Source organism: Amycolatopsis circi (assembly GCF_003385235.1).
GTDB lineage: Bacteria > Actinomycetota > Actinomycetes > Mycobacteriales > Pseudonocardiaceae > Amycolatopsis > Amycolatopsis circi.
This window is the reverse complement of record NZ_PQIA01000123.1, coordinates 1-21,827: the sequence shown is the minus strand read 5'-3', so window position 1 is coordinate 21,827 and position 21,827 is coordinate 1. Positions and strand designations below refer to the sequence as shown.

The 21,827-nt window shown below is 68.6% G+C and carries 27 protein-coding genes and 1 pseudogene; 13 read left to right on the top strand and 15 right to left on the bottom strand.

Annotated elements, in window-relative coordinates:
• Window positions 1-83: 83 nt before the first annotated feature.
• Window positions 84-551: a CGNR zinc finger domain-containing protein gene (locus tag D0D37_RS36310; protein ID WP_116205103.1), complete on the bottom strand. Its 468-nt coding sequence runs from the start codon at window positions 549-551 to the stop codon at window positions 84-86.
• A 94-nt stretch (window positions 552-645) separates the two neighbouring features.
• Here D0D37_RS36310 and D0D37_RS36305 point away from each other — a divergent pair, with 94 nt between their 5' ends.
• Entirely contained in the window at window positions 646-1,014 is a 369-nt protein-coding gene (locus D0D37_RS36305; protein WP_116205102.1) for a VOC family protein, read from the top strand.
• Window positions 1,015-1,280: 266 nt separating this feature from the next.
• Window positions 1,281-1,760 (top strand): hypothetical protein, encoded by a 480-nt coding sequence (locus D0D37_RS36295; RefSeq protein ID WP_116205113.1) that lies wholly within the window; start codon window positions 1,281-1,283, stop codon window positions 1,758-1,760.
• Here the strand turns inward: D0D37_RS36295 and D0D37_RS36290 are convergent.
• A complete protein-coding gene (locus D0D37_RS36290) occupies window positions 1,727-2,107 on the bottom strand; it encodes a winged helix-turn-helix transcriptional regulator (protein WP_116205101.1) in 381 nt (126 codons plus the stop codon). The two genes, D0D37_RS36295 and D0D37_RS36290, sit on opposite strands and share 34 nt — an antisense overlap.
• A 122-nt stretch (window positions 2,108-2,229) precedes the next feature.
• Between D0D37_RS36290 and D0D37_RS36285 the strand changes: the two genes are divergently transcribed.
• A complete protein-coding gene (locus D0D37_RS36285) occupies window positions 2,230-3,063 on the top strand; it encodes an enoyl-CoA hydratase/isomerase family protein (RefSeq protein WP_116205100.1) in 834 nt (277 codons plus the stop codon).
• 174 nt (window positions 3,064-3,237) lie between these two features.
• On the opposite strand, the gene D0D37_RS36280 is transcribed toward D0D37_RS36285, so the two are convergent.
• Both D0D37_RS36280 and tgmC read right to left on the bottom strand, forming a co-directional pair.
• Complete coding sequence (locus D0D37_RS36280) at window positions 3,238-3,822, bottom strand: hypothetical protein (RefSeq protein WP_116205099.1); 585 nt, start codon at window positions 3,820-3,822, stop codon at window positions 3,238-3,240.
• Window positions 3,823-4,004: 182 nt separating this feature from the next.
• On the bottom strand, window positions 4,005-5,174 hold the full coding sequence (tgmC, locus tag D0D37_RS36275; RefSeq protein WP_116205098.1) for an ATP-grasp peptide maturase system methyltransferase: 1,170 nt from the start codon (window positions 5,172-5,174) through the stop codon (window positions 4,005-4,007).
• 140 nt (window positions 5,175-5,314) lie between these two features.
• Between tgmC and D0D37_RS36270 the strand changes: the two genes are divergently transcribed.
• The 5 genes from D0D37_RS36270 (at window position 5,315) to D0D37_RS36250 (ending at window position 9,566) form a co-directional block, all read left to right on the top strand.
• Window positions 5,315-5,716 (top strand): helix-turn-helix domain-containing protein, encoded by a 402-nt coding sequence (locus D0D37_RS36270; protein WP_116205097.1) that lies wholly within the window; start codon window positions 5,315-5,317, stop codon window positions 5,714-5,716.
• Entirely contained in the window at window positions 5,713-6,414 is a 702-nt protein-coding gene (locus D0D37_RS36265) for a hypothetical protein (RefSeq protein WP_116205096.1), read from the top strand. Before D0D37_RS36270 ends, D0D37_RS36265 begins: the two co-directional genes overlap by 4 nt.
• A gap of 888 nt (window positions 6,415-7,302) precedes the next feature.
• The gene (locus tag D0D37_RS36260; RefSeq protein WP_116205095.1) at window positions 7,303-7,596 is read left to right on the top strand and encodes a DUF2516 family protein; all 294 of its coding nucleotides are present in this window, start codon (window positions 7,303-7,305) and stop codon (window positions 7,594-7,596) included.
• A 31-nt stretch (window positions 7,597-7,627) separates the two neighbouring features.
• Window positions 7,628-8,173 (top strand): YbaK/EbsC family protein, encoded by a 546-nt coding sequence (locus D0D37_RS36255; protein WP_116205094.1) that lies wholly within the window; start codon window positions 7,628-7,630, stop codon window positions 8,171-8,173.
• Between the two features lie 10 nt (window positions 8,174-8,183).
• Complete coding sequence (locus D0D37_RS36250) at window positions 8,184-9,566, top strand: aromatic amino acid lyase (protein ID WP_116205093.1); 1,383 nt, start codon at window positions 8,184-8,186, stop codon at window positions 9,564-9,566.
• Window positions 9,567-9,570: 4 nt separating this feature from the next.
• Here the strand turns inward: D0D37_RS36250 and D0D37_RS36245 are convergent, their stop codons facing one another.
• On the bottom strand, window positions 9,571-10,284 hold the full coding sequence (locus D0D37_RS36245) for an ABC transporter permease (protein ID WP_116205112.1): 714 nt from the start codon (window positions 10,282-10,284) through the stop codon (window positions 9,571-9,573).
• Window positions 10,281-10,973: an ABC transporter permease gene (locus D0D37_RS36240; protein ID WP_116205092.1), complete on the bottom strand. Its 693-nt coding sequence runs from the start codon at window positions 10,971-10,973 to the stop codon at window positions 10,281-10,283. The genes D0D37_RS36245 and D0D37_RS36240 overlap by 4 nt, the downstream gene beginning before the upstream one ends.
• Before the next feature lie 140 nt (window positions 10,974-11,113).
• On the opposite strand from D0D37_RS36240, the gene D0D37_RS36235 reads away from it, so the two are divergent.
• From D0D37_RS36235 to D0D37_RS36225, 3 genes are all read left to right on the top strand, one after another.
• Entirely contained in the window at window positions 11,114-12,031 is a 918-nt protein-coding gene (locus D0D37_RS36235; protein ID WP_208720300.1) for an ABC transporter substrate-binding protein, read from the top strand.
• 96 nt (window positions 12,032-12,127) lie between these two features.
• Window positions 12,128-12,562: an SRPBCC family protein gene (locus D0D37_RS36230; RefSeq protein ID WP_116205091.1), complete on the top strand. Its 435-nt coding sequence runs from the start codon at window positions 12,128-12,130 to the stop codon at window positions 12,560-12,562.
• Between the two features lie 113 nt (window positions 12,563-12,675).
• The gene (locus tag D0D37_RS36225; RefSeq protein WP_116205090.1) at window positions 12,676-13,701 is read left to right on the top strand and encodes an NADP-dependent oxidoreductase; all 1,026 of its coding nucleotides are present in this window, start codon (window positions 12,676-12,678) and stop codon (window positions 13,699-13,701) included.
• Here the strand turns inward: D0D37_RS36225 and D0D37_RS36220 are convergent.
• The 3 genes from D0D37_RS36220 to D0D37_RS36210 all read right to left on the bottom strand — a co-directional run bounded on the left by D0D37_RS36220 (window position 13,691) and on the right by D0D37_RS36210 (window position 15,214).
• Window positions 13,691-14,350, bottom strand: a complete 660-nt coding sequence (locus D0D37_RS36220) for a haloacid dehalogenase type II (protein WP_116205089.1) — start codon at window positions 14,348-14,350, stop codon at window positions 13,691-13,693. The two genes, D0D37_RS36225 and D0D37_RS36220, sit on opposite strands and share 11 nt — an antisense overlap.
• 70 nt (window positions 14,351-14,420) lie before the next feature.
• Window positions 14,421-14,825 (bottom strand): SRPBCC domain-containing protein, encoded by a 405-nt coding sequence (locus D0D37_RS36215; protein WP_116205088.1) that lies wholly within the window; start codon window positions 14,823-14,825, stop codon window positions 14,421-14,423.
• Window positions 14,822-15,214, bottom strand: coding sequence for a RidA family protein (locus D0D37_RS36210; RefSeq protein ID WP_116205087.1), 393 nt, complete (start codon window positions 15,212-15,214; stop codon window positions 14,822-14,824). Before D0D37_RS36210 ends, D0D37_RS36215 begins: the two co-directional genes overlap by 4 nt.
• Before the next feature lie 61 nt (window positions 15,215-15,275).
• Here D0D37_RS36210 and D0D37_RS36205 point away from each other — a divergent pair, with 61 nt between their 5' ends.
• The gene (locus tag D0D37_RS36205) at window positions 15,276-16,220 is read left to right on the top strand and encodes a helix-turn-helix transcriptional regulator (RefSeq protein ID WP_116205086.1); all 945 of its coding nucleotides are present in this window, start codon (window positions 15,276-15,278) and stop codon (window positions 16,218-16,220) included.
• Here D0D37_RS36205 and D0D37_RS36200 read toward each other — a convergent pair.
• The gene (locus D0D37_RS36200; protein WP_116205110.1) at window positions 16,201-16,818 is read right to left on the bottom strand and encodes a TetR/AcrR family transcriptional regulator; all 618 of its coding nucleotides are present in this window, start codon (window positions 16,816-16,818) and stop codon (window positions 16,201-16,203) included. The genes D0D37_RS36205 and D0D37_RS36200 overlap by 20 nt on opposite strands.
• Window positions 16,819-16,934: 116 nt before the next feature.
• On the opposite strand from D0D37_RS36200, the gene D0D37_RS36195 reads away from it, so the two are divergent.
• Complete coding sequence (locus D0D37_RS36195) at window positions 16,935-17,984, top strand: NAD(P)-dependent alcohol dehydrogenase (RefSeq protein WP_116205085.1); 1,050 nt, start codon at window positions 16,935-16,937, stop codon at window positions 17,982-17,984.
• A gap of 69 nt (window positions 17,985-18,053) precedes the next feature.
• Here D0D37_RS36195 and purU read toward each other — a convergent pair whose 3' ends face one another.
• The 5 genes and pseudogenes from purU to D0D37_RS36170 form a co-directional block, all read right to left on the bottom strand.
• Complete coding sequence (purU, locus tag D0D37_RS36190) at window positions 18,054-18,905, bottom strand: formyltetrahydrofolate deformylase (RefSeq protein WP_208720302.1); 852 nt, start codon at window positions 18,903-18,905, stop codon at window positions 18,054-18,056.
• 45 nt (window positions 18,906-18,950) lie between these two features.
• A pseudogene (locus tag D0D37_RS36185) lies at window positions 18,951-19,562 on the bottom strand (maleylpyruvate isomerase family mycothiol-dependent enzyme); the annotation flags it as partial.
• Complete coding sequence (locus tag D0D37_RS36180) at window positions 19,459-20,256, bottom strand: DedA family protein (protein WP_244223798.1); 798 nt, start codon at window positions 20,254-20,256, stop codon at window positions 19,459-19,461. The gene D0D37_RS36180 and the pseudogene D0D37_RS36185, both read right to left, overlap by 104 nt.
• Before the next feature lie 69 nt (window positions 20,257-20,325).
• Entirely contained in the window at window positions 20,326-21,126 is an 801-nt protein-coding gene (locus D0D37_RS36175) for a class I SAM-dependent methyltransferase (RefSeq protein ID WP_116205083.1), read from the bottom strand.
• On the bottom strand, window positions 21,105-21,605 hold the full coding sequence (locus D0D37_RS36170; protein WP_116205082.1) for a DUF2505 domain-containing protein: 501 nt from the start codon (window positions 21,603-21,605) through the stop codon (window positions 21,105-21,107). Before D0D37_RS36170 ends, D0D37_RS36175 begins: the two co-directional genes overlap by 22 nt.
• Between the last annotated feature and the right edge of the window lie 222 nt (window positions 21,606-21,827).

Genomic DNA, 21,827 nt, shown 5'->3' with positions numbered 1-21,827 from the left:
CTAATCGCTGTCCACAACTTGTGGGGATCCGAGGCATCTGCACGTGCACATGTGGTGTGTGTGGACAAGTTGTCCACAGGGGGTCAGTTGTGCACAGCCGCCGTGCGGGCACGCCAGGACCGGGCCTTTTCCCGGTTTCCGCAGACGCGCATCGAGCACCAGGTGCGGGAGCGATTGCGCGATTCGTCGAAGAAGGCCCACAGGCAGTCGTCGGCGGGGCAGATCTTGAGCCGGACCCAGTCGCCCCGGATGGCCATCCGGGTGGCCGCGGCGAGAGTCGCGGCGACGGCGTCCAGAGCGAGCAGCGTCGGACCGGTGTCGGTGAGCGCGAAGCGGAGCGGGACGTCCAGCGTGGTCGCGGGCAGCCGCGGATCGCCGACCGCGGCGCGCAGGCCGTCCCGCACGGCGCGGGCTTCGGCGGGATCGTTCGGTGTCACGTCGTGATCCGCGGCCCACTGCCGCCAGAGCCCCGGATCGTCCAGCAGGTCGGCGCCCCGTGCGATATCGACGGTGTTGAGAAAGGCGACCACCAGGGAAGCGTCGGTGTGCACCGGCCCAGTGTACGGGCGATAACGGTTGCGACCTGGTGACCTAACCGACATACTCGGTTTACTGGTTACGCAACGAGGAAAGGATGGACGAAACATGGGTGCGATTCCGACGTTCGGCGGCGTTGCGTTCGACTGTCCGGACCCGGCGGCGCTCGCCGGCTTCTACCGCTCCTTGCTCGAGTGGGCCGAACCTGAGATCGCCGAGGACAACCACTGGGCCACGCTCGTCGACCCGCGCGGCGGCGTCCGGCTGGAATTCCAGCGGGTAGCCGGTTACCGCGCCCCCGAATGGCCGTCGCAGGACACGCCGCAGCAGGCGCATCTCGACCTGGACGTCACCGATCTCGAAGCCGCTCACCAGCGCATTCTCGGGCTGGGCGCGAAGCTGCTCGACGATTCGCCGGAGACCTTCCGCGTGTACGCCGACCCGGTCGGCCATCCGTTCTGCCTCTGCGCCTGCTGACACGGCGCGGCGAATCCGCGTAGGGTCGAATGTGTGATTTGTCCGAAGTGTCAGAACCTGATGCGCACGGTCGACAAGAACGGCGTCCACATCGAGCAGTGCGACGGCTGCCGCGGGATCTTCCTCGACCGCGGCGAGCTGGAGCAGATCGCCGGTGCGGAGAGCGCATTCTACCGGCAGCAGCCACCGCCGCGGCCGTACCGCGGTGGCTACGGGGATTCGCCGCGACCGTACGGCGGACGCCGCAAGCGACGGTCGGGCCGAAGCTGGCGCACCGGCTGGTGGGCGAGGCCCTCGTGCTGGAACAGGACGTGCTGTGGACCGGTGCGCTGCGCGACGACGTCCCAGGAAATCCGGCGTTCCGCGGGGCTTGGCTGCGGATGGCGGCGATGCTGCACCAGAACGGACGGCCGGTCGTGCTGTGCGGGACGGTCGCGCCACAGGAGCTGGAACCGTTGCCAGAGCGGGTTTTCTTCTCGGACGTGCACTACCTGGCCCTGGTCGCGGACAACGAGACCCTCCGGCGAAGGTTGCGCGCCCGGCCCGCGTGGCGGGAGTGGGACGAGCCGCGCATCGAGGAGATGATCGAGTTCAACCTGTGGATACGCGGTCAGGTCGAGTCCATCGACACGACGGACGCCCGGCTCGACGACGTCGTGACCGCGGTGGAGAACTGGGTTCGGGCCAGGATTGGGTCGGACCTAGCGACCCTTCACGATTCTTCCGCGCGGAGCCGTTCGTCGTAGCTCTGCTGGGATTCGTGGATCTCGCCGGTGTGCGCGACGGTCCAGTCGTACAGCCTGCCGAACGGCTCGCGCAGTGATTCGCCAAGCGGCGTAAGGGAATACTCGACTCCGACCGGGGACGTCGGCAGCACGCGCCGGACGATCATGCCGTTGCGTTCCAGTCGGCGCAGGGTCTGGGTCAGCACCCGCTGCGTCACGCCTTCCAGCCGGCGTTTGATGTCGTTGAACCGGCGCGGCTCCTCCAGAACGGCCATCGCCATCATCGACCATTTGTCGGCGATCTGGTCGAGGATCGGGCGGCTGGGACAGTCGGCCCGGTAGACGGTGCCGGTGTCGGGAGCGGCCATCTCGGTATCCTCCATGATCCTTGCGATGCCCAAAGTGCGTTATTGACGCTGGTCGATCCGCGTCCGAGCCTAGGTATACATCAGGAACCTAGCTGCCTGCCGGATACGTATCGGAGATTCGCATGCACCACGACGCTTACCCGACCCTGCGAGTGAACCGCGAGGCCGGAATCGTCCGCGTCACCATCGACAACCCGCCGGTCAACGTCCTCGACGTCGCTCTCATGGCGGACCTCCGGCGGCTGCTGACCGCGCTGCGAGACGACGAAGCGGCGCGCGTGATCGTTTTCGACAGCGCCGACCCGGACTTCTTCATCGCGCACGTCGACATGTCCCTGGTCGACGCGCCGGACGCGTTCGATCAGTTCGCCCCCGAAGTGCCGCCGGGGCTCAACGTTTTCCAGGCATTGGGCGAACTGCTGCGGCATCAGCCGCAGGTGACGATCGTGAAGCTGGCCGGTCTGGCGCGAGGCGGCGGGGCGGAGTTCGTCGCGGCCGCGGACCTGGCCTTCGCGGCGATCGAGTCCGCCGGTCTCGGCCAGATCGAGGCGCTGATGGGGATTGTCCCAGGCGGCGGAGGAACGCAGTACCTGGCGAGCCGGGTCGGCCGCAACCGGGCGCTGGAAATCGTGCTCGGTGCGGAGTTGTACGGGGCGCGGGTGGCCGAACGCTACGGCTGGGTCAACAGGGCAGTGCCCGCGGACGAACTGGACGAAGTGGTCGATCGGTTGGCGCTCAACATCGCCGCGTTGCCGGAGGGAGTGATCGCCGCGGCGAAACAGGCTCTGGTCCCGGATGAGTTGGCCAACGGATTTCAGCGGGAACACGATGCTTGGGCAGGACAGTTCACTCGCCCCGCGGCGGAAGCGCTGATTCGCGGAGGACTGGCGCGGGGTGCGCAAACGCGGGTCGGCGAGCGCGATCTGGAGGGGTTGCTTCGCGGGCTGGCGGGTTGATCGAATCAGGCGTAAGGCTGTAGGGACTCGAACGGCGCGGCAGGTCGATCTTGAGTGAGCTGGGACTTCTCACGGCAGTACCACGCAAGGTCGGCCTCAGTTCGATGGCATTTCTTCCAGCCCATACTCGCCTTTGCCTGGCCGTACTCGGTGAGCGCGTGTTCGGGACGGCCGCTACCGGTTGGCGGTTCGTCTGCGCTCGCGTTTGCCCATTGGGCGGCGAACGGGGCCGAAATCGCTCTTCGACGCCAGCGACGCGCGACCCTGGGGGCGCCGGGGCTCAGCCACCGGCGGTCCAGTCGGTATCCGCTTGTTGGGTCGGAGCCACAGCGACTGGATTTCCCAGAACAGCAATGCGGCGCCCAAGACGGCTACTCCCGCCGCGACCGGCGCCGTGAACTCGCGGGAGGCGACAAGCTCCACACTCGAGGGGTCGTCGGGCAGGTAGATGACCGCGAGGCGGCCTCCGGCATAGACGTCGCGGTCCACGCCGATGGATTGCTGGGGGAGACGGTGACCTTTGGAGTCGTCGAAGGTGATCGAGGCGATATCCTGCTTTTTGCGGTAATCAACGCGATCCACGGTCGCCAAGGTGGTCACGCCGCTCCAACTCATGTGCACCTCGCTGCTTACGAAGTACACCCCTATCGCGAGCAGCACCGCGCCCGTCATGACGTAGCTGGTGAAGATCCCGGTGCGGGCACTGGACTCGGACCGGGAGTTATGGACGGGGGAGAACAATCTGGGCTCTCCGGTCATGGCGGGCGCCTCTCGTCCGTTGTCCGACAGCGTTGCTGATGCGGGCGGCCGGGACCATCGCTGGTCGGTGCTGGGGATTAGTCTTCCCTCTTTCAAGGGATGTCGTCCAGCCCGGTGCCAGTGATACTGCGGACGATGCAGAGCGCACAGCCAAACGGCCCAAGCCCTGACGGCTGTCTTGATTACCTGCCGGATCCGCCATCAGATTTGGGATCCTGCAACGGCCAGCGGTTGTCGGACTGCGGATCGTCCAGCCAGAAGGTTTGTTCGTCGCCGGTCACCGTGAGGCCGAACCGCGACCGGCCGGGGCGGCCCAGCGACTCCCAGCGGCGGTGCGCGTCCTCGGCGAGATCCCACAATGCGCGCGGACCTCCTTGCGTCACCTCGAAACCAGAGTTCGTGCGGCGGGTGCGGGCCCACGAACCGTCCGGATGGGACAGTGCGAAGGCCCCGTTCGGGTCGACGTGCACCGGCCGCACGTCGGGCAGCTCCAGCGAGGCGAAGAATTCGAAATGTCGTTGTGGCTTAAGAACATCTGACATCGACAGTTCCGTCGGTCGCCATTGCGCGTCGGCGGCATCCGGCAGTTCCGCGAGCGGCGGCAGGCGATGTGCGCGCAGGGGCATGAATCGGCCGTCGCGGGCCAGGACTTGGCCTTCGGCGGTCGTGCCTTCGCCCGCGGTGAGACGGACGAGTCCGCCGCCGAGCGGGCGGTTCAGAGTGGTGACGAGGTGCCCGCCGGGGAGTGTTTGAGCGAGCCAGGCAAGGGGAATCCGCGATACCGACGCGGTGCACAGGACCCGGTCGAAGAGGATTCCGGCCGGGAAGCCGAGTGCACCGTCGCCGGTGGCGCACGCGGGGGCGTAGCCGCAGGAGGCCAGGCGTTCCTGTGCGGCGGCCGCTATGGTCGCGTCAATGTCTATTGTGGACACTCGACCGGAACCGCAGCGGTGGCACAGCAAACCCGCGTTGTAGCCGGTGCCGGTGCCGATCTCCAGCACGCGATCGCCGTCGCGGACCTGGAGTTCTTCCAGCATGATCGCCATGATCGCGGGCATGCTGGACGAACTGGTCGGCACGCCGGGGACCGGTCCGTCCGCGCGGGCGCGGTCCCAGAGCGCCGGGTCGTCGTCGAGCTGGGTGACCAGGACGTCGCGCGAATAGACGCGGTCCAGCCAGTCCGGATCGCCGCGGTCGACCGCCGCCCAGCCGTCGCCGGCGGGCACGAAAAAGCGCGGCAGGAACGCGTGCCGCGGGACGGTGGCGAAGGCTTCGGTCCAGGCTTCGTCGTGCAGCACGTCCTCTTCGACGAGCTGCCGGACCAGGCGTCGACGCAACCGTTGTGCCCGCATAAGCCCAGGGTAACGGGGTGAGCGGAACCACACCCGATGGTTGCAAGCAGGGTGCTTGCAATAGCTAGCACGCGAGCGTACTGTCGAGTAGGTCGCGAGGAGGTGACCGGATGACAGAACCCGGCGGAGCACAGCGCCCCATGGACAAGGTCGCGGACATCGCCTCCGACATCGGCGAGTACATCCGCCAGCAGCGCAGTTCCGCGAAGATTTCGCTGCGCCAGCTGTCGAAGCTCGCCGGAGTGTCCAATCCGTACCTGAGCCAGATCGAGCGCGGGGTCCGCAAACCCAGCGCGGAGATCCTCCAGCAGATCGCCAAGGGGCTGCGGATCTCGGCCGAAGCGTTGTACGTGCAGGCCGGGATTCTCGACCTGCCGACCGGCGGCCCGGTCGGCGACGCGATCCGCGCCGACGCCGAGCTGACCGAACGGCAGAAGCAGGTCCTGCTCGACGTCTACGAGTCCTTCCGGCGCGAAAACAAAACACCGCCGCGAGCACCGCAGGCGAAGACCACCCAAGAGACCACTGAGGAGTCGGCATGACCACGCCCAAGACCGAGGACGTCCGCAAGGCCGTCAACACCGCGCTCGACCAGGTCCGCACCCCGCTGCTCGCCGCGCTCGGCGCCGGCAACCTGGCCAGCCAGGCCGTGACCGACGCGGTTTCCAAGGCCCGCGCCAACGTCACCAAGAACACCGAGGCCGCCCGCAAGGGCTTCGAGGAGCTGCCGACCGACGTCGAGAGCCTCCGCGAGAAGCTCGACCCGGCGGAGCTGCGCAAGGCCATCGACGAGTACACCGAGGCCGCGCTGAAGCTGTACAACAAGCTGGCCGAGTCCGGCGAGCAGGCGTGGGACAAGATCGCCGCGCAGCCGCAGGTCAAGAAGGCCCTCGAGCAGCTGGACGACGCGCTGACCGCCGCCCAGGAGCGCGTCGACGGCCTGACCGAGGAGACCCGCGAGCGCGTCGACGGCGTGCTGTCGAAGGTCACCAAGCGCACCCGTTCCGCCGGTGAGAAGGCCGCCCGCAAGGTGACCGAGGTGGCAGGCGAGACCGCGGACGCCGTCGAGGAAATCGGCGAGAACGTCGCGCACGAGACCCGGTCGGCGGCCCGCAAGGCCGCGAACCGCACCGCGCCGAAGACCGCCGCTCCGGCCCGTCGCACCACCACCAGCACTGCTACCAGCACCGCCACCACGGCGAACGCCAAGAAGCCGGCCGCGCCGAAGACGGAGAAGTGACGGCGGGATTGGCGCCGCACTGAGAAGTAACGCACTGACGGCGGTTCGGGCGCTTCGGCCCTCTAACCGTTGGGGTGACTCGGTTTGCGCCGCGGTCGCCGAGGGCGAGAATCGAGAATTGAAGATCGAGGGGTCGCACGGCGGCCGGGCTGAGTTTTGGCCCGGCCGCCGTGCGCTGTGCCGGGGGTGTTTCGGCGGAGGCGCGGGGGTCTTGGGACCTTGGAGCCGTGGGGGTATTGGACGGTGGCCGATCTTGGGCCGATCCGAACTCGGCGAGAGCCGTTGGGTCGGACCTAGCTGGCGGCGGAGCGCGGTTGGGTTCGGCCTAGGTGGGCAGAGTTTCGTTGGGTCCGGCCTAGCTGGTGGGGCGCTTCGCTGGGCCGGGCCCAGTTGAGCGGGCGTCGTTGGGTCGGGCCTAGGTTGCAGGAGTCGCGCTGGGCCGGACCTAAATGGGCAAACGTGGTTGGGTCGAAACCTGGCTAGGGGAGCTGCCTTGGGTCGGGCCGAGGTTGGGCAAACGTGGTTGGGTCCGGCCTAGCTTGGAGGAGCCGCGTTGGGTTCGACCTAGGTTGGGCGAGCGTCGTTGGGTCGGGCCTAGCTTGAAGGAGCGTGGCTGGGTCGGACCTAAGTTCGGCGAGCGTCGTTGGACCCGACCTAAGTTCGCAGCGAAGTGGCTGGGTTCGACCTAAGCCGAGCGAAGGGCCGAGTCCGAGCGGCGCCTCGGCCGGAGCGAAGGCAGTCCGCCGGAAGTGACCGTTGTCACCTCGGCACCAGACACGGCGTCAACCATGGCGAAACCTCACCAACCCAGTCCTGACCAGCGGTCGCGTCGCGGCGCCGGGTTTCGGGGGAGCGGGCGGCGTGGGCGGTTTGCCGTAAGCTGACGTCGTGCTGGTTGCCGATTGGATCCTCAGGGTCATCCACTGGGGCAGCGCCTTGGTCGGGCTCTTCGCCTTCGTTCACGCGCTGCTGCAGCGAGCCGACGCGTTCTCGGCGGCCGATCGCAAGACCAAGCCGATTTGGATGTTGATCACCGGCGGGGCCACGCTCGCGCTGGTGCTGTTCCAGATCCAAGGTCCCGGGTTCATCTTCTGGGTGCCCGCGATGGCGGCGGCGCTGGTCTACATCGTCGACGTGCGGCCGAAGCTCATCGAGGTTCAGCGAGGCCACCGCAACTGGTGACCGGAGTCCCGGGCGGATTACATTCGGGTCGGTGACCACCTGGACTATCGCCGGAAGCCTCACCGTCGTTCCCGCGCCGACCCGTACTGACCTGCTCGCCGAACCCGTCGCGAAGGCGCTCGCCGCGATGCCTGAGCCGGACGCGCTCGGCGTCACCGAGATCGATCCGGAACTCGCCGATACCGCCGCGTTTTGCGAGGCGTACGGGTCGCCGCTGACCGCGTCCGCGAACTGTGTCGTCGTCGCAGGCAAGCGCGCCGGGGAGGTTCGGTTCGCGGCGGCGCTCGTGCTCGCGACTACCCGCGCCGATGTCAACGGCGTCATCAAGCGTCGGCTCGACGTGCGCAAGGCGTCTTTCGCGCCGATGGACGAGGCAGTTTCCCTCACCGGCATGGAGTACGGCGGAATCACGCCCGTCGGGCTGCCCGCGGACTGGCCGATCCTCCTCGACCAGGCCGTCGCCGACGCGCCGGAACTGGTGATCGGCAGCGGAATCCGTGGCAGCAAGCTCCTGATCTCCGGTTCGGACCTCGCGGGGTTGCCGAACGCCGAGGTCATCGACGGGCTCGCGCGCTGAACTGTCCATAATGGACGATTCAGAACCGGTCGAGGTCGGCCCAGCAGCGCTCGAAGCGCTTAGACAACAGCGTGAGGCGATGTTGGCCGCGCTGGATAAAGACCGCCCGATCTACGGCGTGAACACCGGGATGGGGCGGCTCGCCGGGACCCGGCTCACCAGCGCGCAGCAGACCGATCACCAGCGCAATCTCCTGGTCGGCCGCGCAGTGGGCGGACCGCCGTGGTTGTCGCCGGAGTTGACTCATGCGTTGCTGCGCATGCGGTTGCGCGGGTTTCTCCGCGGCGACGCGGCGGTTAGTCCTGAGCTGGTCACCTTCCTCGTCGACCGGCTTAACGACGGCTTCCTTCCCACAATCCCGTGCGACAGTCTCGGCAGCGCGGGCGAGATCATCCCGCTGGCACACGCGTTCCAGACGTTCGTCGGGCTCGGCACGGTCATCGAGGACGGTGCCGAAATCCCGGCGGCGGAGGCGCTGGATCGGCGCGGGGTGAGGCCGTTCGTGCTCGGGCCGAAGGAAGGGGCGAGCCTGATTCAAGGCTCGCCGCTGGCCGAGGCGTACGCGTGGGTCTGCGGCGAAAGAGCGCGTCGGCTGGTTGATTGGCAGACGGTCTGCGCAGCGATCACCGTGGACGTTCTTGGTGCGCCGCAGGCGATTTACCGCAGCACCCGCATTGAGGGACTCATCGACGGGGCCGCCACGAGACCAGGAGTCGTGCAGGCGCCGATCTCGGTGCGAGTGGGCCCAAAGGCTCTCGAATACGTCAGCCGGACCGTCGAGGAACTGCGGGAAACCCTGCAGGAGTCCTGGGAAACTCCGGCGGACTCACCGGCCTTCCTCGACGGGGAGTTCGTCCCGACGAGCGGCTATCACGCAGTCGCGCTCGGGCTTCGGATGGACGCCGTCAAGGCGGCGCTCATCCACGCGGCGGAGGTCTCAGTACAGCGCCTGCATCGCCTCCTCGACCCGCAGTTCAGCGGTTTGCCGCCGCAGCTCGCGGTGGATCCGGGTCCGCAGGCTGGGCTCACGCCGCTGCACAAACGCGCGGCGGGCGAACTGCACGCGATGCGGCGGCTGGCCGCACCGGCGACGCTCGGATCGCTGGACACTTCCGCTGGTCAGGAGGACGTGCAAGCGTTTGCCAGCAAGGCCGGTGCCGAGTTGGAGACAGTCATCGAACGCTTCTTCGCCATCACCGCGTGCGAGCTGATCGCCGGACGGCAGGCGCGGTATCTCGAAGAAGACAACCCGGGAGCACCGAAGCTGGCTGACACCTACGCCTGGCTAGCGGCGAGGATCGAGCCGGTAGTGGTCGACCGGTCGCTGGGGCCGGAGATCGACCAGCTGGCCGCGGTGTGTCGTGAGTGTTCGTGCCGGTTAGAACCGGCATAGCCACTCACGAGTCCCGACGGGCCTGCTGGAGCGCGAGACCGCGAGGCGTAGCCAGCTTGGTCAGCAAGGCGAACAATCCCTCGCACACCAACGCCAGGATCACCACCGCCACGCCGCCGCCGAAGATCTCGCCGTGGCCCTGCTCGCCGAGAGCGAAACCGTCCACGATGTACCGGCCGAGACCGCCGCCGTCGTTGACGATCGCGCCGATCGCGACCGTCGCGACCAGTTGCAGGAACGCCACTCGCGCGGCGGCCACGATCACCGGCGACGCCAGCGGCAGTTCCACGCGCAGCATGATCTGCCATTCGCGATACCCGGTGCCGCGCGCCGCGTCGACGACCTCCTGTTCCACCTGCACCACTCCGGCGTAGGTGTTGGTAAACAGTGGCGGCAGGGCCAACGCGACGAGCGCCAGCAGCAGCGGCCAGAAGTCCGTGTTCACACCCCACCGGCTGGCCAGGAACCAGAACAGGATGATCAGTCCGAAGCTGGGGATCGCGCGGCCGATGTTCACCGCGCTGCTGGCTACGAACTGGCCGCGCCGGTAGTGCGCGAGCCACAGGGCGAGCGGGACCGTGAGTACGACCGCGATCACCAGCGCCAGCGCGGAAAACCACAGGTGCTGCACGGTCCGAAACGGAATCCCGGCCGGGTCGGTCCAGCTCCAGCGGTTCGGGTCGGCCAGCCATTGGCCCAGCTGCGCGAAAAAGCTCATCGGACCGCCCTCCGCGCCCACGGGGCCAGCGCGCGTTCGCTCAGCCACAGCAGCAAATCGACGAGCACCGCCAGTGCGATCGAAAGCACGACGCCGACGATGATCGGGCTCGGGTTCGGGATCGTCGTCTGGATGCCGGCGCGGATGAAGTAGCCGAGTCCGCCCTTGCCGAGCAGCGACGTGACGGTGACCAGGCCGATCGTCGTCACCGCGGCCACCCGCAGCCCGGCGATCACGACCGGCAGCGCGAGCGGAAGCTCCACTTGCCACAGCAGCCGCCGCGGCGTGAAGCCCATCCCGACCGCCGCTTCGCGCACCTCGGTCGGCACCTGCTGCACGCCGGTCACGATGTTGCGGATCAGGATCAGCAGCGTGTACGTCGCCAGCGGGATCACCGAGGTGGCGAAGGAGAACCCGAGCAGCGGAACCAGCAGCGCGAACGCGCCCAGGCTCGGGATCACGTAGAGCGCGCCTGCGGCGCCGACGACGAACGGATAGAACCAGCGGTAGCGCAGGCACAGCGTGGCCAGCGCGAGCGAGAGCACGAGGCCGACGCCGAGCGCGGTCGCGGTGAGGGCGATGTGCTCGCCGAGCCGCTGAAGAATCGCGTCAGCGTTGCGTTCGACCCACCGCCATTCGAAGAGGGGACGGCTGCTGTCGGCCAGCAGCGGGGTCACGGACGCGTGCACCGCAGAAGGTTACCCCGATCGAGCGACAATATTCCGGCTCGTGGGATTCCGTGGTGAGGATTCCTAACCAGTGGTTTCTGTCGGGGGTCGCGGTTAGGGTCCATTCCCACTAACGAGTGAACTGAGGAGTGTGGGGACACGTGCGCTGGACCCGGAACATCCGAGTGGCCGCGCTGCTGGCGACGGCCGCGCTCGGCTTGACCGCGTGCGGTGGGGGAAGCGACCAGCCGGCCGCGCCGAGCAAGGGCGGCGCTCCGATCGTCGTCGCCTCGTTCAACTTCACCGACAGCCAGATCCTGGCCGAGATCTACGCGAGCGCGCTGGAGGCGAAGGGCTATCCGGTCACCCGGAAGCTGAACCTCGGCTCGCGGGAGCTGGTCTACCCGTCGCTCAAATCCGGCGAACTGCAGTTCCTGCCGGAGTATCAGGGCGCGGCGATCACGACCGGCTTCGGCAAGGAGGCCACCAAGGATGCCAAGGCCGAGCACGACCAGCTGGAGAAGCTTTTCGCGCCGGAGGGCGTCGGCCTGCTGAACTACGCCGCGGCCGAGGACAAGAACACCTACATCATGAAGGCCGACGTCGCGAAGTCGAAGGGCATCGCTTCGATCAGCGACCTGAAGAAGCTCGACAAGGTCGTCATGGCCGGTCCGCCGGAGTGCGAGAAGCGGCTGCCGTGCTTCAAGGGCTTCAAGGACGTCTACAAGCTGGCGAACGCCACCTTCCAGACCGTGCAGGAGGCCGGGCCGCGCGTGCAGCAGCTGAACTCAGGCGCGGTCACGGTGATCCCGGTCGACTCGGTCAGCCCGCTGGTCGGCGACTCCCAGTACGTCGCGCTCAAGGACGACCTCGCCATCGTGCCCACCGAGAACGTGGTGCCCGCGGTGAACAAGAAGGTGCTCGACGGCCGCGGCACGGACTTCGCGAACGTCGTCAACGCGGTCAGCGCGAAGCTCACCACGGACGGCATGCGCGAGCTGAACAAGCGGGTCGACGCGGACGGCGAGCCCGCGGCCGACGTGGCCAAGGACTGGCTGAAGCAGCAGGGGCTCGGCTGAGGTGTCGTGAGTGGCGATCCCGGTTCTAACCGGGATCGCCACTCACGACCCCCGTGTGCAAGGGTGACCTCGGCGGAACCCTGAGGAGGAAACGACATGGGCAAGGTCACGGCCACCGCGGAGCGCACGATCGACGCGCCGGTGGAACGCGTGCGTGAGCTGGTCGCGGACTACGCCGAGACCCGGCCGAAGCTGCTCACCGAGCACTACCGCGACTACGAGGTCAGCGAAGGCGGCGTCGGCGCCGGCACGAAGGCCAGCTGGAAGCTGCAGGCCACGTCCAAGCGCGTGCGCGACGTCGCGGCCACGGTCACTGAGCCGTCGCCCGGCACCTTCGTCGAGACCGACGCGAACTCCAGCATGGTCACCACCTGGACCGTCACCGCCTCCGGCGAGCGTTCGCTCGTCCGCATCGAGACCAGCTGGGACGGCGCGGGCGGCGTCGGCGGCTTCTTCGAGAAGACCTTCGCGCCCGGCGGGCTGAAGAAGATCTACGACGGCGTTCTCGGCAAGCTCGCGGAGATCGTGTAGCGCTTGCCACAGCTCCGGGGACAATCGGAATGCGCGCCCCGGTTGCTCCGTTGGCCGGATAGACGAGGCGTGCGCCCCGCTTCAGTCCAGCTTGAACGAAACGGAGTTCGACGGTGAACGCACCCACAGCGACCGACAAGGCGACCGAGGTCCGGCTCGCGGCCCGTCCGCACGGCGTCCCCACCATGGACAACTTCGACATCGTCGAGACCGACGTGCCGAAGCCGGGTCCCGGGCAGATCCTGGTGCGCAACATCGTGATGAGCGTCGACCCGGCGATGCGCGGCCGGATGAACGACGTGAAGTCCTACTCGCCGCCGTTCGTGGTCGGCGAGGCCATGCAGGGCGGCGCGGTCGGCGAGGTCATCGAGTCCACTGTGGACGACTTCGCGCCCGGCGATCACGTACTGCACCAGGCGGGCTGGCGCACGCACGCGGTGCTCGACGCCAAGCGAGCGGTCAAAGTGGACGATTCCGTCGCGCCGCTCTCGACCTACCTCGGCGTGCTCGGGATGCCGGGTCTCACCGCGTACTCCGGACTCCTGGTGAGCGCGGAATTCAAGCCGGGCGACACGGTTTTCGTATCCGGCGCGGCCGGTGCGGTCGGCTCGCTCGTCGGACAGCTGGCGCGGCTCAAGGGCGCCAAGCGCGTGATCGGCAGCGCGGGTTCGGCGGAGAAGGTCCGCTACCTCACCGAGGAACTCGGCTTCGACGCCGCCTTCAACTACAAGGACGGACCGGTCGCCGAGCAGCTCGCCGCGGCCGCTCCCGAGGGCATCGACGTCTACTTCGACAACGTCGGCGGCGAGCACCTGGAAGCCGCCATCGCGTCGATGAACCTGCACGGCCGGATCGCCATCTGCGGCATGATCTCGCAGTACAACGCCACCGAGCCGACGCCCGCGCCGCGCAACCTGGTGCAGCTCATCGCGAAGCGGATCACCATGCGCGGCCTGCTCGTGCTGGACCACTGGCACCTGATGCAGGAGTTCGTGGCCGAGGTCGCGCCGCTCGTCGCGTCCGGGGAGATCAAGTACTCGGAGACCTTTGTGGACGGTATCCGCAACGCGCCGGAGGCCTTCCTCGGTCTGCTCAGCGGGGCCAACACCGGCAAGATGCTGGTGCGCCTCAGTTCCTGACGATCGCGTCAGCCAGCTCGGGCATCGTCGCCGCGGTGTAGGTCGCGGCGGGCAGCCCGGGCAGCGGATGGACTCCGGGACGCGCGAGCAGCGCGGTCCGGAGTCCGGCGGCTTGAGCCCCGGCGATGTCCCAGCCGTGCGCGGCGACCATCACCGCCTGGCCGGATTCGACGCCGAAGGCGCGCAACACCTGGTGGTACGGCTCTGCCGCCGGCTTGAGCCGGCTGACTTGCTGCGCGGAGAAGATCCGGTCGAATTTCGTTGCCAGGCCAGCGTTGTGCAGCTGTGCTTCGGCGGTCGCGAGCGGCGAGTTCGTGAGGGCGACGACCTGATGTCCGGCCTGGCGCAACCGGTCCAGGCCGGGTACGACGTCGGCGTGCGCGGGCAGGGTACGCAGGCCGTCGCCGACCTTCACCAGTTCGGCGTCGGTCAGGTCGTGGCCGTGCCGTGCGCAAACGGCGGCCGCGGCTTCTCCGGCGATCTGCGCGAAATCGCGGTACTGGCCGGCCGCGGTCACCGTGAGCACGGTGTGGATCGCGAGCGTGAACCATTCCTGCCGCGCCGCCGGGTCTCCGGTGAGCTGGGTGAACAGCGGGTCGAGCGCGGTCAGGTCGAGCAGGGTCTCGTTGACGTCGAACACGCAGAGCATCGCGCCTCCAGCTTGGGGACTCGTGAGTGGCTATGCCGGTTCTAACCGGCATAAACACTCACGAGCGGACTTAAGCAAGGCCTTCCGCCAACTTCGCGATCACTGCCTGCCAATGGCGGCGCTGCTGCTCCCGTTCGGCGGCGTCGGCCAGGCGTTCCTGGTGAATGCGCAGCATCGCCTTGCCGGGACCGCTGGCGCGTACGGCCAGCTGCAGGGTCGTCTCGTGCGACCAGCCGGTCGGCTGCCAGGTGAGCCGGATCCGGTCCATTTCGCGGAAACTGCGCGTCTCGCCGCGGATTCCGTCGGCGGTCTCGTATCCCACGCCGGGTTCGGGGTGGACGGTCACGCCCTCGCCGAGCCAGATCGCCACGCCTTCCGGTGAGGTGATGAAGTCCCACACCTCTTCGGCGGAGCGGCCGATCGTCTTCGAGACGCCGATCTGCCAGCCCGCGTCCTTGGTCTGCCCGACACTCACCGGAGTACCGCCGCGATCGCGCTGACCTCGACGAGCGCGCCCGGCACCCCGAGCCCGGCCACCCGCTGGGCGACGACCGGCGGGGTCGCGCCCTCCAGCCCGGCCGCGGCGGCCGGATAGGCCTGGTCAAGGTCGACGTCCTCGACCAGCAGGACGTTCAGCAGCACCACGTCCTGGATCGTCGCACCTCCAGCGGCCAGCGCGGTCTTCACGTTCGCCATTACGCGTTCGACCTGCGCGGCGACATCGGTCCCGCCAACGATCCTGCCCTCGGCGTCGACCGCGTTCTGGCCGCCGACGTAGACCGTGGTCGCGCCCGGCGGGACCACCGCGACGTGCGTGAAGGCGGGGGACTGGACGAGCCCGTCGGGGCGAAGCAGCTGAGTCATGAAACGAGTATGACCAGATACCCGGACGGATACTGTCCTAGTTTTGCGCGAGAATCGCAGCATGACCACCACGAGCCGTCGCTTGGAGACGCTGGCGCTGCTGCAGGCGCGCCCCGGCATTTCCGGCACTGACCTCGCGGCCCGGCTCGGCGTCACCGAGCGCACCACACGCCGCGACATCGCTCAGTTGCGCGAACTCGGCTACCGCATCGACGGCGAACCGGGCCGGGTCGGCGGTTACCGGCTCGCACACGGCACCGCGATGCCGCCGCTGTTGCTGGACGCGGACGAGGTCGCCGCGGTTTCGCTCGGCCTGCAGACGGCGGTTGCGGTCGACGGGCTGGAAACCGCCACGGTGACCGCGCTGGCCAAGCTGACCCAGGTGGTACCGACGCGCTGGCAGTCCCGGCTCGCCGCGCTCGCGGACGTGGAATCGTTGCCGGGCAAGCCTTTTCGACACGCCTCTCGGGACACTCTGGTGCCGCTCGCGTTAGCTTGCCGGGCTGGCGAAGCGGTCCGGATCCGGCATCGAGCCTTGGCTTCCCCGTCGACGAAACCGGTTGATGTCCAACCACATCGGCTCATCACCGTCCGGCGGCAGTGGTATCTCGTCGCTTGCCCGCGCGGGGCGAGCGAATGGAAAACCTTTGCGGTGGACCGGATTGAGGCGGTTCAGCCGCTTGGGATTCAGTTTCCCGCGCCGGAACCACCGTCCACTGTGGCCGATCTGGTCACGGACACAGGTTGGCGGCACCACATCCGGGTCCAGGTGCACACGTCCGCTGATCTGGTCCGGGAACTCGTCGACCCGAGCGTGGCCACCGTGGTCGAGGACGGCGACGAGTGCGAACTCCGTTTCGGCACCGACGATCTCGACTGGGCCGCACGCTGGTTGGCTTACCTGGACGTGGATTTCGACGTCCTGGAGCCGTCCGCGCTCACCGATCGCTTGCACGCCTTCGGTGCGTGGCTGACCGCCCGTTACGTCACCACTCCGCCGGACTGATCGCCGGATTCCCCGCGCGATAAGCCTCGATCACGATCCGCGCCGCCCGCCGGGACTTCGCGATGACCTGCTCCGTCGGGTAGCCGAGCCATTGGTAGACGCCGTTGAGGTAGAAATCGCCGTAGCCGTAGGCCTGGGTGTGGAGCTGCTCCATCAGTTCCAGCGCGGTAGCCGGGTCCGGCACGATCGCGAGGCAGCGCAGCAGTGACGCGTCGATCAGCTCACGGCGGGCCTCGTGCAGTTCGACGTGTTGCGCGTCGGCCAGTTCGGCGGCGAAGAAGACATGCAGGCCGATCCGGGTATCGATCAGGAACTTCGTGTGCGCGGCGGCGACGGCGGCCAACGCGGCACCGTCGTCCGTCTCGGCGGTGGCTGCCTCCTCGGCGAGTTCGCGAAGCTGGCGCGCCGCGACCGTGCCAACTGCGGCCAGCAACGCCGCGCGGTCCGGGAAATGCCGGTACGGCGCGGCGGCGGACACCTTCGCCCGCCGCGCGGCTTCGGCGACCGAGAAGCCGGTGACCCCGTTTTCCGCGATCAGCTCGAGCGAGACGCGCACAAGCTCGGCGCGCAGATTGCGGTGGTGGTACTGGGCCGCCATGCCGTGCGTCACACCCGATCGTCGTCGCGCCGTGGAATAACTCGAGGCCTACGGTAGTCGATGTAAGAGGGTTCTTACATCGACTTTGTCCCCGACGGGACACCCAGGAGGGCTTCATGACCACGACCACCTCCGCCATCGCCGCCGCGGCGCCGGGCGGACCGCTGGCCCCGACGACGATCGAGCGCCGCGACCTGCGGCCGGACGACGTGCTGATCGACATCGCCTACGCCGGCATCTGCCACAGCGACCTGCACCAGGTCCACCAGGACTGGGGGACCGCGATCTTCCCGATGGTCCCGGGCCACGAGATCGCCGGCGTCGTCGCCGCGGTCGGCTCGGACGTCACGAAGTACCAGGTCGGCGACCGGGTAGGGGTCGGCTGCATGGTCGATTCCTGCGGCGAATGCGAGTACTGCCGCGCCGGGTCGGAGCAGTTCTGCGTCAAGGGCAACGTGCAGACCTACAACGGGGTCGGCTTCGACGGCGAGAACACCTACGGCGGATACAGCCAGCAGATCGTCGTGAAGGACGCTTTCGTCTGCCGCATCCCGGAAGGCATCTCCCTGGACGTCGCCGCGCCGCTGCTGTGCGCGGGCATCACGACGTACTCGCCGCTGCGCCGGTGGGGTGCGGGACCGGGCAAGAAGGTCGCTGTCGTCGGGCTCGGCGGGCTCGGTCACATGGCGGTCAAGCTGGCCGTCGCGATGGGCGCGGACGTCACCGTGCTCAGCCAGAGCCTCAAGAAGCAGGAAGACGGGCTTCGCCTCGGCGCGAAGGACTACTACGCGACCAGCGACGAGTCGACCTTCGAGACGCTCGCCGGCCAGTTCGACGTCATCCTCAACACCGTCTCGGCGAAGCTGCCGGTCGACGCTTACCTGAGCCTGCTGCGCGTCGGCGGCGCGATGGTGAACGTCGGCGCACCGGGGGAACCGTTGGAGTACAATGTGTTCTCCCTGCTCGGCGGCAACCGCGTGCTGGCCGGTTCGATGATCGGCGGCATCGCGGAAACCCAGGAGATGCTGGACTTCTGCGCCGAGCACGGCGTCGGCGCGGAGATCGAGACGATCAACGCGGACCAGGTGAACGAGGCGTACGCGCGGGTCGAGAACAGCGATGTGCGCTACCGCTTCGTGATCGACACCTCGACGATCGGCGCGTGAGGTCTCGTGAGTGCCTACGCCGGTTCTAACCGGCGTAGGCACTCACGAGCTTGTAACCGGGAGCAACACTCACAACACCATCGTCCGGTTGCCGTGCACCAGAACACGGCCTTCCAGGTGCCATCGCAGGCCGCGGGCGAGCGTCACCTTCTCGATGTCGCGGCCCTTGCGCACCATGTCCTGCACCGAATCGCCGTGGTCGACGCGGATCACGTCCTGTTCGATGATCGGCCCGGCGTCGAGATCCGCGGTGACGTAGTGGCAGGTCGCGCCGACGAGCTTCACGCCGCGCGTGTGCGCCTGGTGGTACGGCTTCGCGCCGACGAACGACGGCAGGAAGCTGTGGTGGATGTTCAGCGCGCGCCCGGCCCATTCCGCGCACAGGTCCGCGGGCAGCACCTGCATGAACCGCGCCAGCACGATCGCGTGCGGGTCGTGTGCGTCGACCAGTTCGCGGACCTTGGCGAACGCGGCCGCCTTGCCGTCGGGGTCGCCTGCCGGGAACGGCACGTGGTGGAACGGGATCCCGTGCGCGCGGGTGATGTCCGCGAGCGAATCGTGGTTGCCGATCACCGCGGCGATGTCGACGTCCAGTTCACCGGAGGCGACGCGGCCGAGCAGGTCGTACAGGCAGTGGCCGGCCTTCGACACCAGCACCACCGCGCGCGGGCGCTCGCCGGTGTCGCGGACCTGCCAGCTCGACTCCGCGGACAGTTCGTTCGCCACCTCGCCGAACCGCTCGCGCAGTCCCGCGGCGTCGAACGGCAGCGAATCGGCGCGCACGACCTGGCGGGTGAAGAACCAGCCTGAGTCGGGGTCGGTGTGATACGCCGCCTCGGCGATCATTCCGCCGTGGTCGGCGAGGAAGCCCGAGATGCGGGCGATGATGCCGGTGCGGTCGGGGCAGCCGAAGGTGAGCACGTAACGCTGGGGATCTGACACGCGCCCATTCTCACCGGCCGCTGGTCAGGGCGCTGCGAGGGGCTCCAGAAGGGTGGCGTCGCCGACTTTCCCGGCCTGGTTCGGGCGGCCCCACAACGCGCGGTAGACGTCGTCGGCCGGGCCGGTCAGGGAGAGGTCCGGAACGCCTTGGCCCAGCGTCGGCGGCTGGTCGACGTGCAGCAGAACGGTCCAGCTCCGCGTGTCGGTGGAGACTTGGACGATCCCGTCGCGGCCGCTCGGCTGGGCGCGGCGCGGGGTCAGGAAGGCGAGGAACTCGTCGATGCCGTCCTCGGCGAATTCGGTGCGGTACTGGGTGACCGGCGGCGTGGGCAGGGCGCTTTCCGCGTCGAGCCGGTGGATGGCGAACTCGTGCGCGAGCCGGCGGGTCCAGTCGCCGACGGTGACCGGGCCGCCGCGCGGGAACGGCGACCGCAGTGGGGCGTCCGCCGGGAGGCGCAGGGCTTCGCGGATGGCCATGCGTTCGCCGTCCAGACAGCCGAGTGCGTCTTCCCAGGTCTCCGCGGTCGGTGGCTCAGCCTTCCGGTCGGTGATCGCCGCGACCGTGTACGAGAGCACCGTCGTCAGGTGCGTCACCAGGCCCCGAACTGTCCACTCCGGACAGTTTCGGACGGCTGCGGCCGGGCCCGCGGCGAGCGTCGCGGCTTTGACCCGGTCGGCGTGAATGTCGATCGCTTCCAGCAGACGTGGCGCGTCCATGCACTGACCGTAGCCTGCGCACGCGCACCCGTCGGCCGAATTCGATGAGCGCGACCAGCAGCAGCCCGAGCAGGAGCGACAGCAGCAGTCCGTACACCGGACGGTCGGCGAACGCGGTGCCGCCGGCGAGCCCGATCAGTGCGCTGTACACCGACCACAGCGCCGCGCCCACGGCGTCGAGCGGCACGAACCGGCGCAGCGGATAGCCGAGGCTGCCGTTGGCCAGCGCGCTCGCGACGCGGCCGCCGGGCAGGTAGCGCGCGGCGATGATCAGCAGCGGCGCTTGCCGGCGGACCTGGTCGCGAGCCCATTCGTAGCGTTGGCGTCCGGACGGTCCGCGCCGCAGCCAGGCGACGGCGCGCGGTCCGGCGGCGCGGCCCACCGCGTAGCCGAGACAGTCGCCCGCCCACGCGCCCGCGGCGGAGACGACGACCAGCAGCGCGAGCCGGCCGAGGTCCGGTCCGATCAGGACGGCGACGGTCACCACGGTCGTTTCGCTCGGCATGAACGGGAGCAGCGCGTCCAGTCCGGCGATCGCGAACACGAGCACCCACAGCCAGGGCGAGCCGAGTGTGCCCCGGATCAGCTCGGTGACGTGTTCCAGCAGTTCCACCCGCTCATCGTCAGCACTGAAGGTCACCAAGGGATGACCCAGCGGGGTGCGGGTGGTGAACAGGTGGGTTCAGCGCGGCGCGACGCTTTCCCAGGCCACGGTCAGTTCGCCGAGCCGCCGCCGGTCTGGGTTGCCGAAAACGGGCCAGCCGCGGTCGGCGAGCATGGCGACCGCGGTGGTCCAGCGGGCGCGTACGCCGAAGGAACGGTGCGGGGCGGCGGCCGCCCAGCATTCGTCCAAAGTGGACATAAGGGCGTGCACGCGTTCGCCGGGAACGTTGCGGTGGATGAGGATCTTCGGCAGCCGTTCGGCCACTGTGGACGGACGGTCGAGGTCGGCGAGGCGAAGCGACAGGGTCAGGGTGCGTGGACCGTCCGCTCCCACGAGGACCCACGTGACCAGCCTGCCGATCTCGTCGCAGGTGCCCTCGACGAGCAGACCGTCCGGCGGCATCGCGTCGAGCATCAGCTGCCACGCGCCGGGGACCTCGTCCTCGGCGTACTGCCGGAGCACGTTGAACGCGCGCACCAGAACCGGCCGCGTCCCGGCCAATTCGAAGCCGCCGCGCCGGAAGTCGAGCCGGGGCGGATCAGCGGCGGGCTGGGCGGCGGCGACTCGTTCCGGGTCGAGTTCGAGCCCGAGCACCCGGACGTCCGGCCGCACGCGCGCCAGCCAGCGGGCCAGTTCGACCGTCGTGACCGGCGACGCTCCGTAGCCGAGATCGACGGCAAGGGGACTTTCGCCCCGCCGCAGCAGCCGGGTGACGGCCGGGTCGCTCGCGAGCCAGCGGTCGACTCGGCGCAACCGGTTGGGATTGGTGGTGCCCCTGGTCGGGGCTCCCACCGGGGTCAGGCGTGCTCGGCCAGCCACTGCGCGGTGAACTCGTCCTCGTTCCGCAGCAGGTTGACCACCTGCTCGGAGACGAACTCCTCGATCCGGCCGCCGAAGAGGGGGATCCTCACGACAACCTCGCCGGTGGTGCGGAGGACGACTTTGCCGTCCTTCGGGGTGAGGAAGGTGGAGGCGCTGATTTCGCCTGGGACGCCGCTTACGTTGACGTCGGATCGGCCGGTGTACTCGTCGCCGGACCGCTTCCAGGTTTGGGTGCGGTTGACGATGATGTCGCCTTTGTGCAGGGCGCGGACGGCTTGGGGGAGTTTGGACGCCTTGATGCCGTGCTGGAGTTCGTAGCGGACGGAGTCGCCTTCGGCCGTGTAGGCGAGGAGTTTGGCGTCTTCGCCGCCTTGCGCGGCTAGGCGGGCGCGGAGGGCTTCTTCTCCGGCTACTGCGGCGAAGACTTCCGCTAGTGAGCCGTCGAACTCGCCGCGGTGTTCGATCCGGGATCCCATGAAACGGACAGTACCGGGTGGGGGGCTCGTCGCCTGGCGGGCTCGTCGCCTGGCGGCGACATTGGCCGGGCGGGCGGCTCGTCGCCTGGCGGCGACATTGGCCCGGTGGTTGCGTGGGGCACCCCGAAGGTTGATTGTGCTGACGGTTCGGGGGTGCTTGTCAAGGCGGGAAAGATGCCTTGACAAGCACCCCCGAACCGCCTGGAGGTTTCGTATCGTGGA

Bases quoted from the DNA above. Each gene is read 5' to 3' on its own strand.
- D0D37_RS36305 (WP_116205102.1), top strand. From the start codon at position 646: ATGGGTGCGATTCCGACGTTCGGCGGCGTTGCGTTCGACTGTCCGGAC.
- D0D37_RS36290 (WP_116205101.1), bottom strand. From the start codon at position 2,107: ATGGCCGCTCCCGACACCGGCACCGTCTACCGGGCCGACTGTCCCAGC.
- D0D37_RS36285 (WP_116205100.1), top strand. From the start codon at position 2,230: ATGCACCACGACGCTTACCCGACCCTGCGAGTGAACCGCGAGGCCGGA.
- D0D37_RS36280 (WP_116205099.1), bottom strand. From the start codon at position 3,822: ATGACCGGAGAGCCCAGATTGTTCTCCCCCGTCCATAACTCCCGGTCC.
- tgmC (WP_116205098.1), bottom strand. From the start codon at position 5,174: ATGCGGGCACAACGGTTGCGTCGACGCCTGGTCCGGCAGCTCGTCGAA.
- D0D37_RS36270 (WP_116205097.1), top strand. From the start codon at position 5,315: ATGGACAAGGTCGCGGACATCGCCTCCGACATCGGCGAGTACATCCGC.
- D0D37_RS36265 (WP_116205096.1), top strand. From the start codon at position 5,713: ATGACCACGCCCAAGACCGAGGACGTCCGCAAGGCCGTCAACACCGCG.
- D0D37_RS36250 (WP_116205093.1), top strand. From the start codon at position 8,184: ATGGACGATTCAGAACCGGTCGAGGTCGGCCCAGCAGCGCTCGAAGCG.
- D0D37_RS36245 (WP_116205112.1), bottom strand. From the start codon at position 10,284: ATGAGCTTTTTCGCGCAGCTGGGCCAATGGCTGGCCGACCCGAACCGC.
- D0D37_RS36230 (WP_116205091.1), top strand. From the start codon at position 12,128: ATGGGCAAGGTCACGGCCACCGCGGAGCGCACGATCGACGCGCCGGTG.
- D0D37_RS36220 (WP_116205089.1), bottom strand. From the start codon at position 14,350: ATGCTCTGCGTGTTCGACGTCAACGAGACCCTGCTCGACCTGACCGCG.
- D0D37_RS36210 (WP_116205087.1), bottom strand. From the start codon at position 15,214: ATGACTCAGCTGCTTCGCCCCGACGGGCTCGTCCAGTCCCCCGCCTTC.
- D0D37_RS36205 (WP_116205086.1), top strand. From the start codon at position 15,276: ATGACCACCACGAGCCGTCGCTTGGAGACGCTGGCGCTGCTGCAGGCG.
- D0D37_RS36200 (WP_116205110.1), bottom strand. From the start codon at position 16,818: ATGGCGGCCCAGTACCACCACCGCAATCTGCGCGCCGAGCTTGTGCGC.
- D0D37_RS36195 (WP_116205085.1), top strand. From the start codon at position 16,935: ATGACCACGACCACCTCCGCCATCGCCGCCGCGGCGCCGGGCGGACCG.
- D0D37_RS36170 (WP_116205082.1), bottom strand. From the start codon at position 21,605: ATGGGATCCCGGATCGAACACCGCGGCGAGTTCGACGGCTCACTAGCG.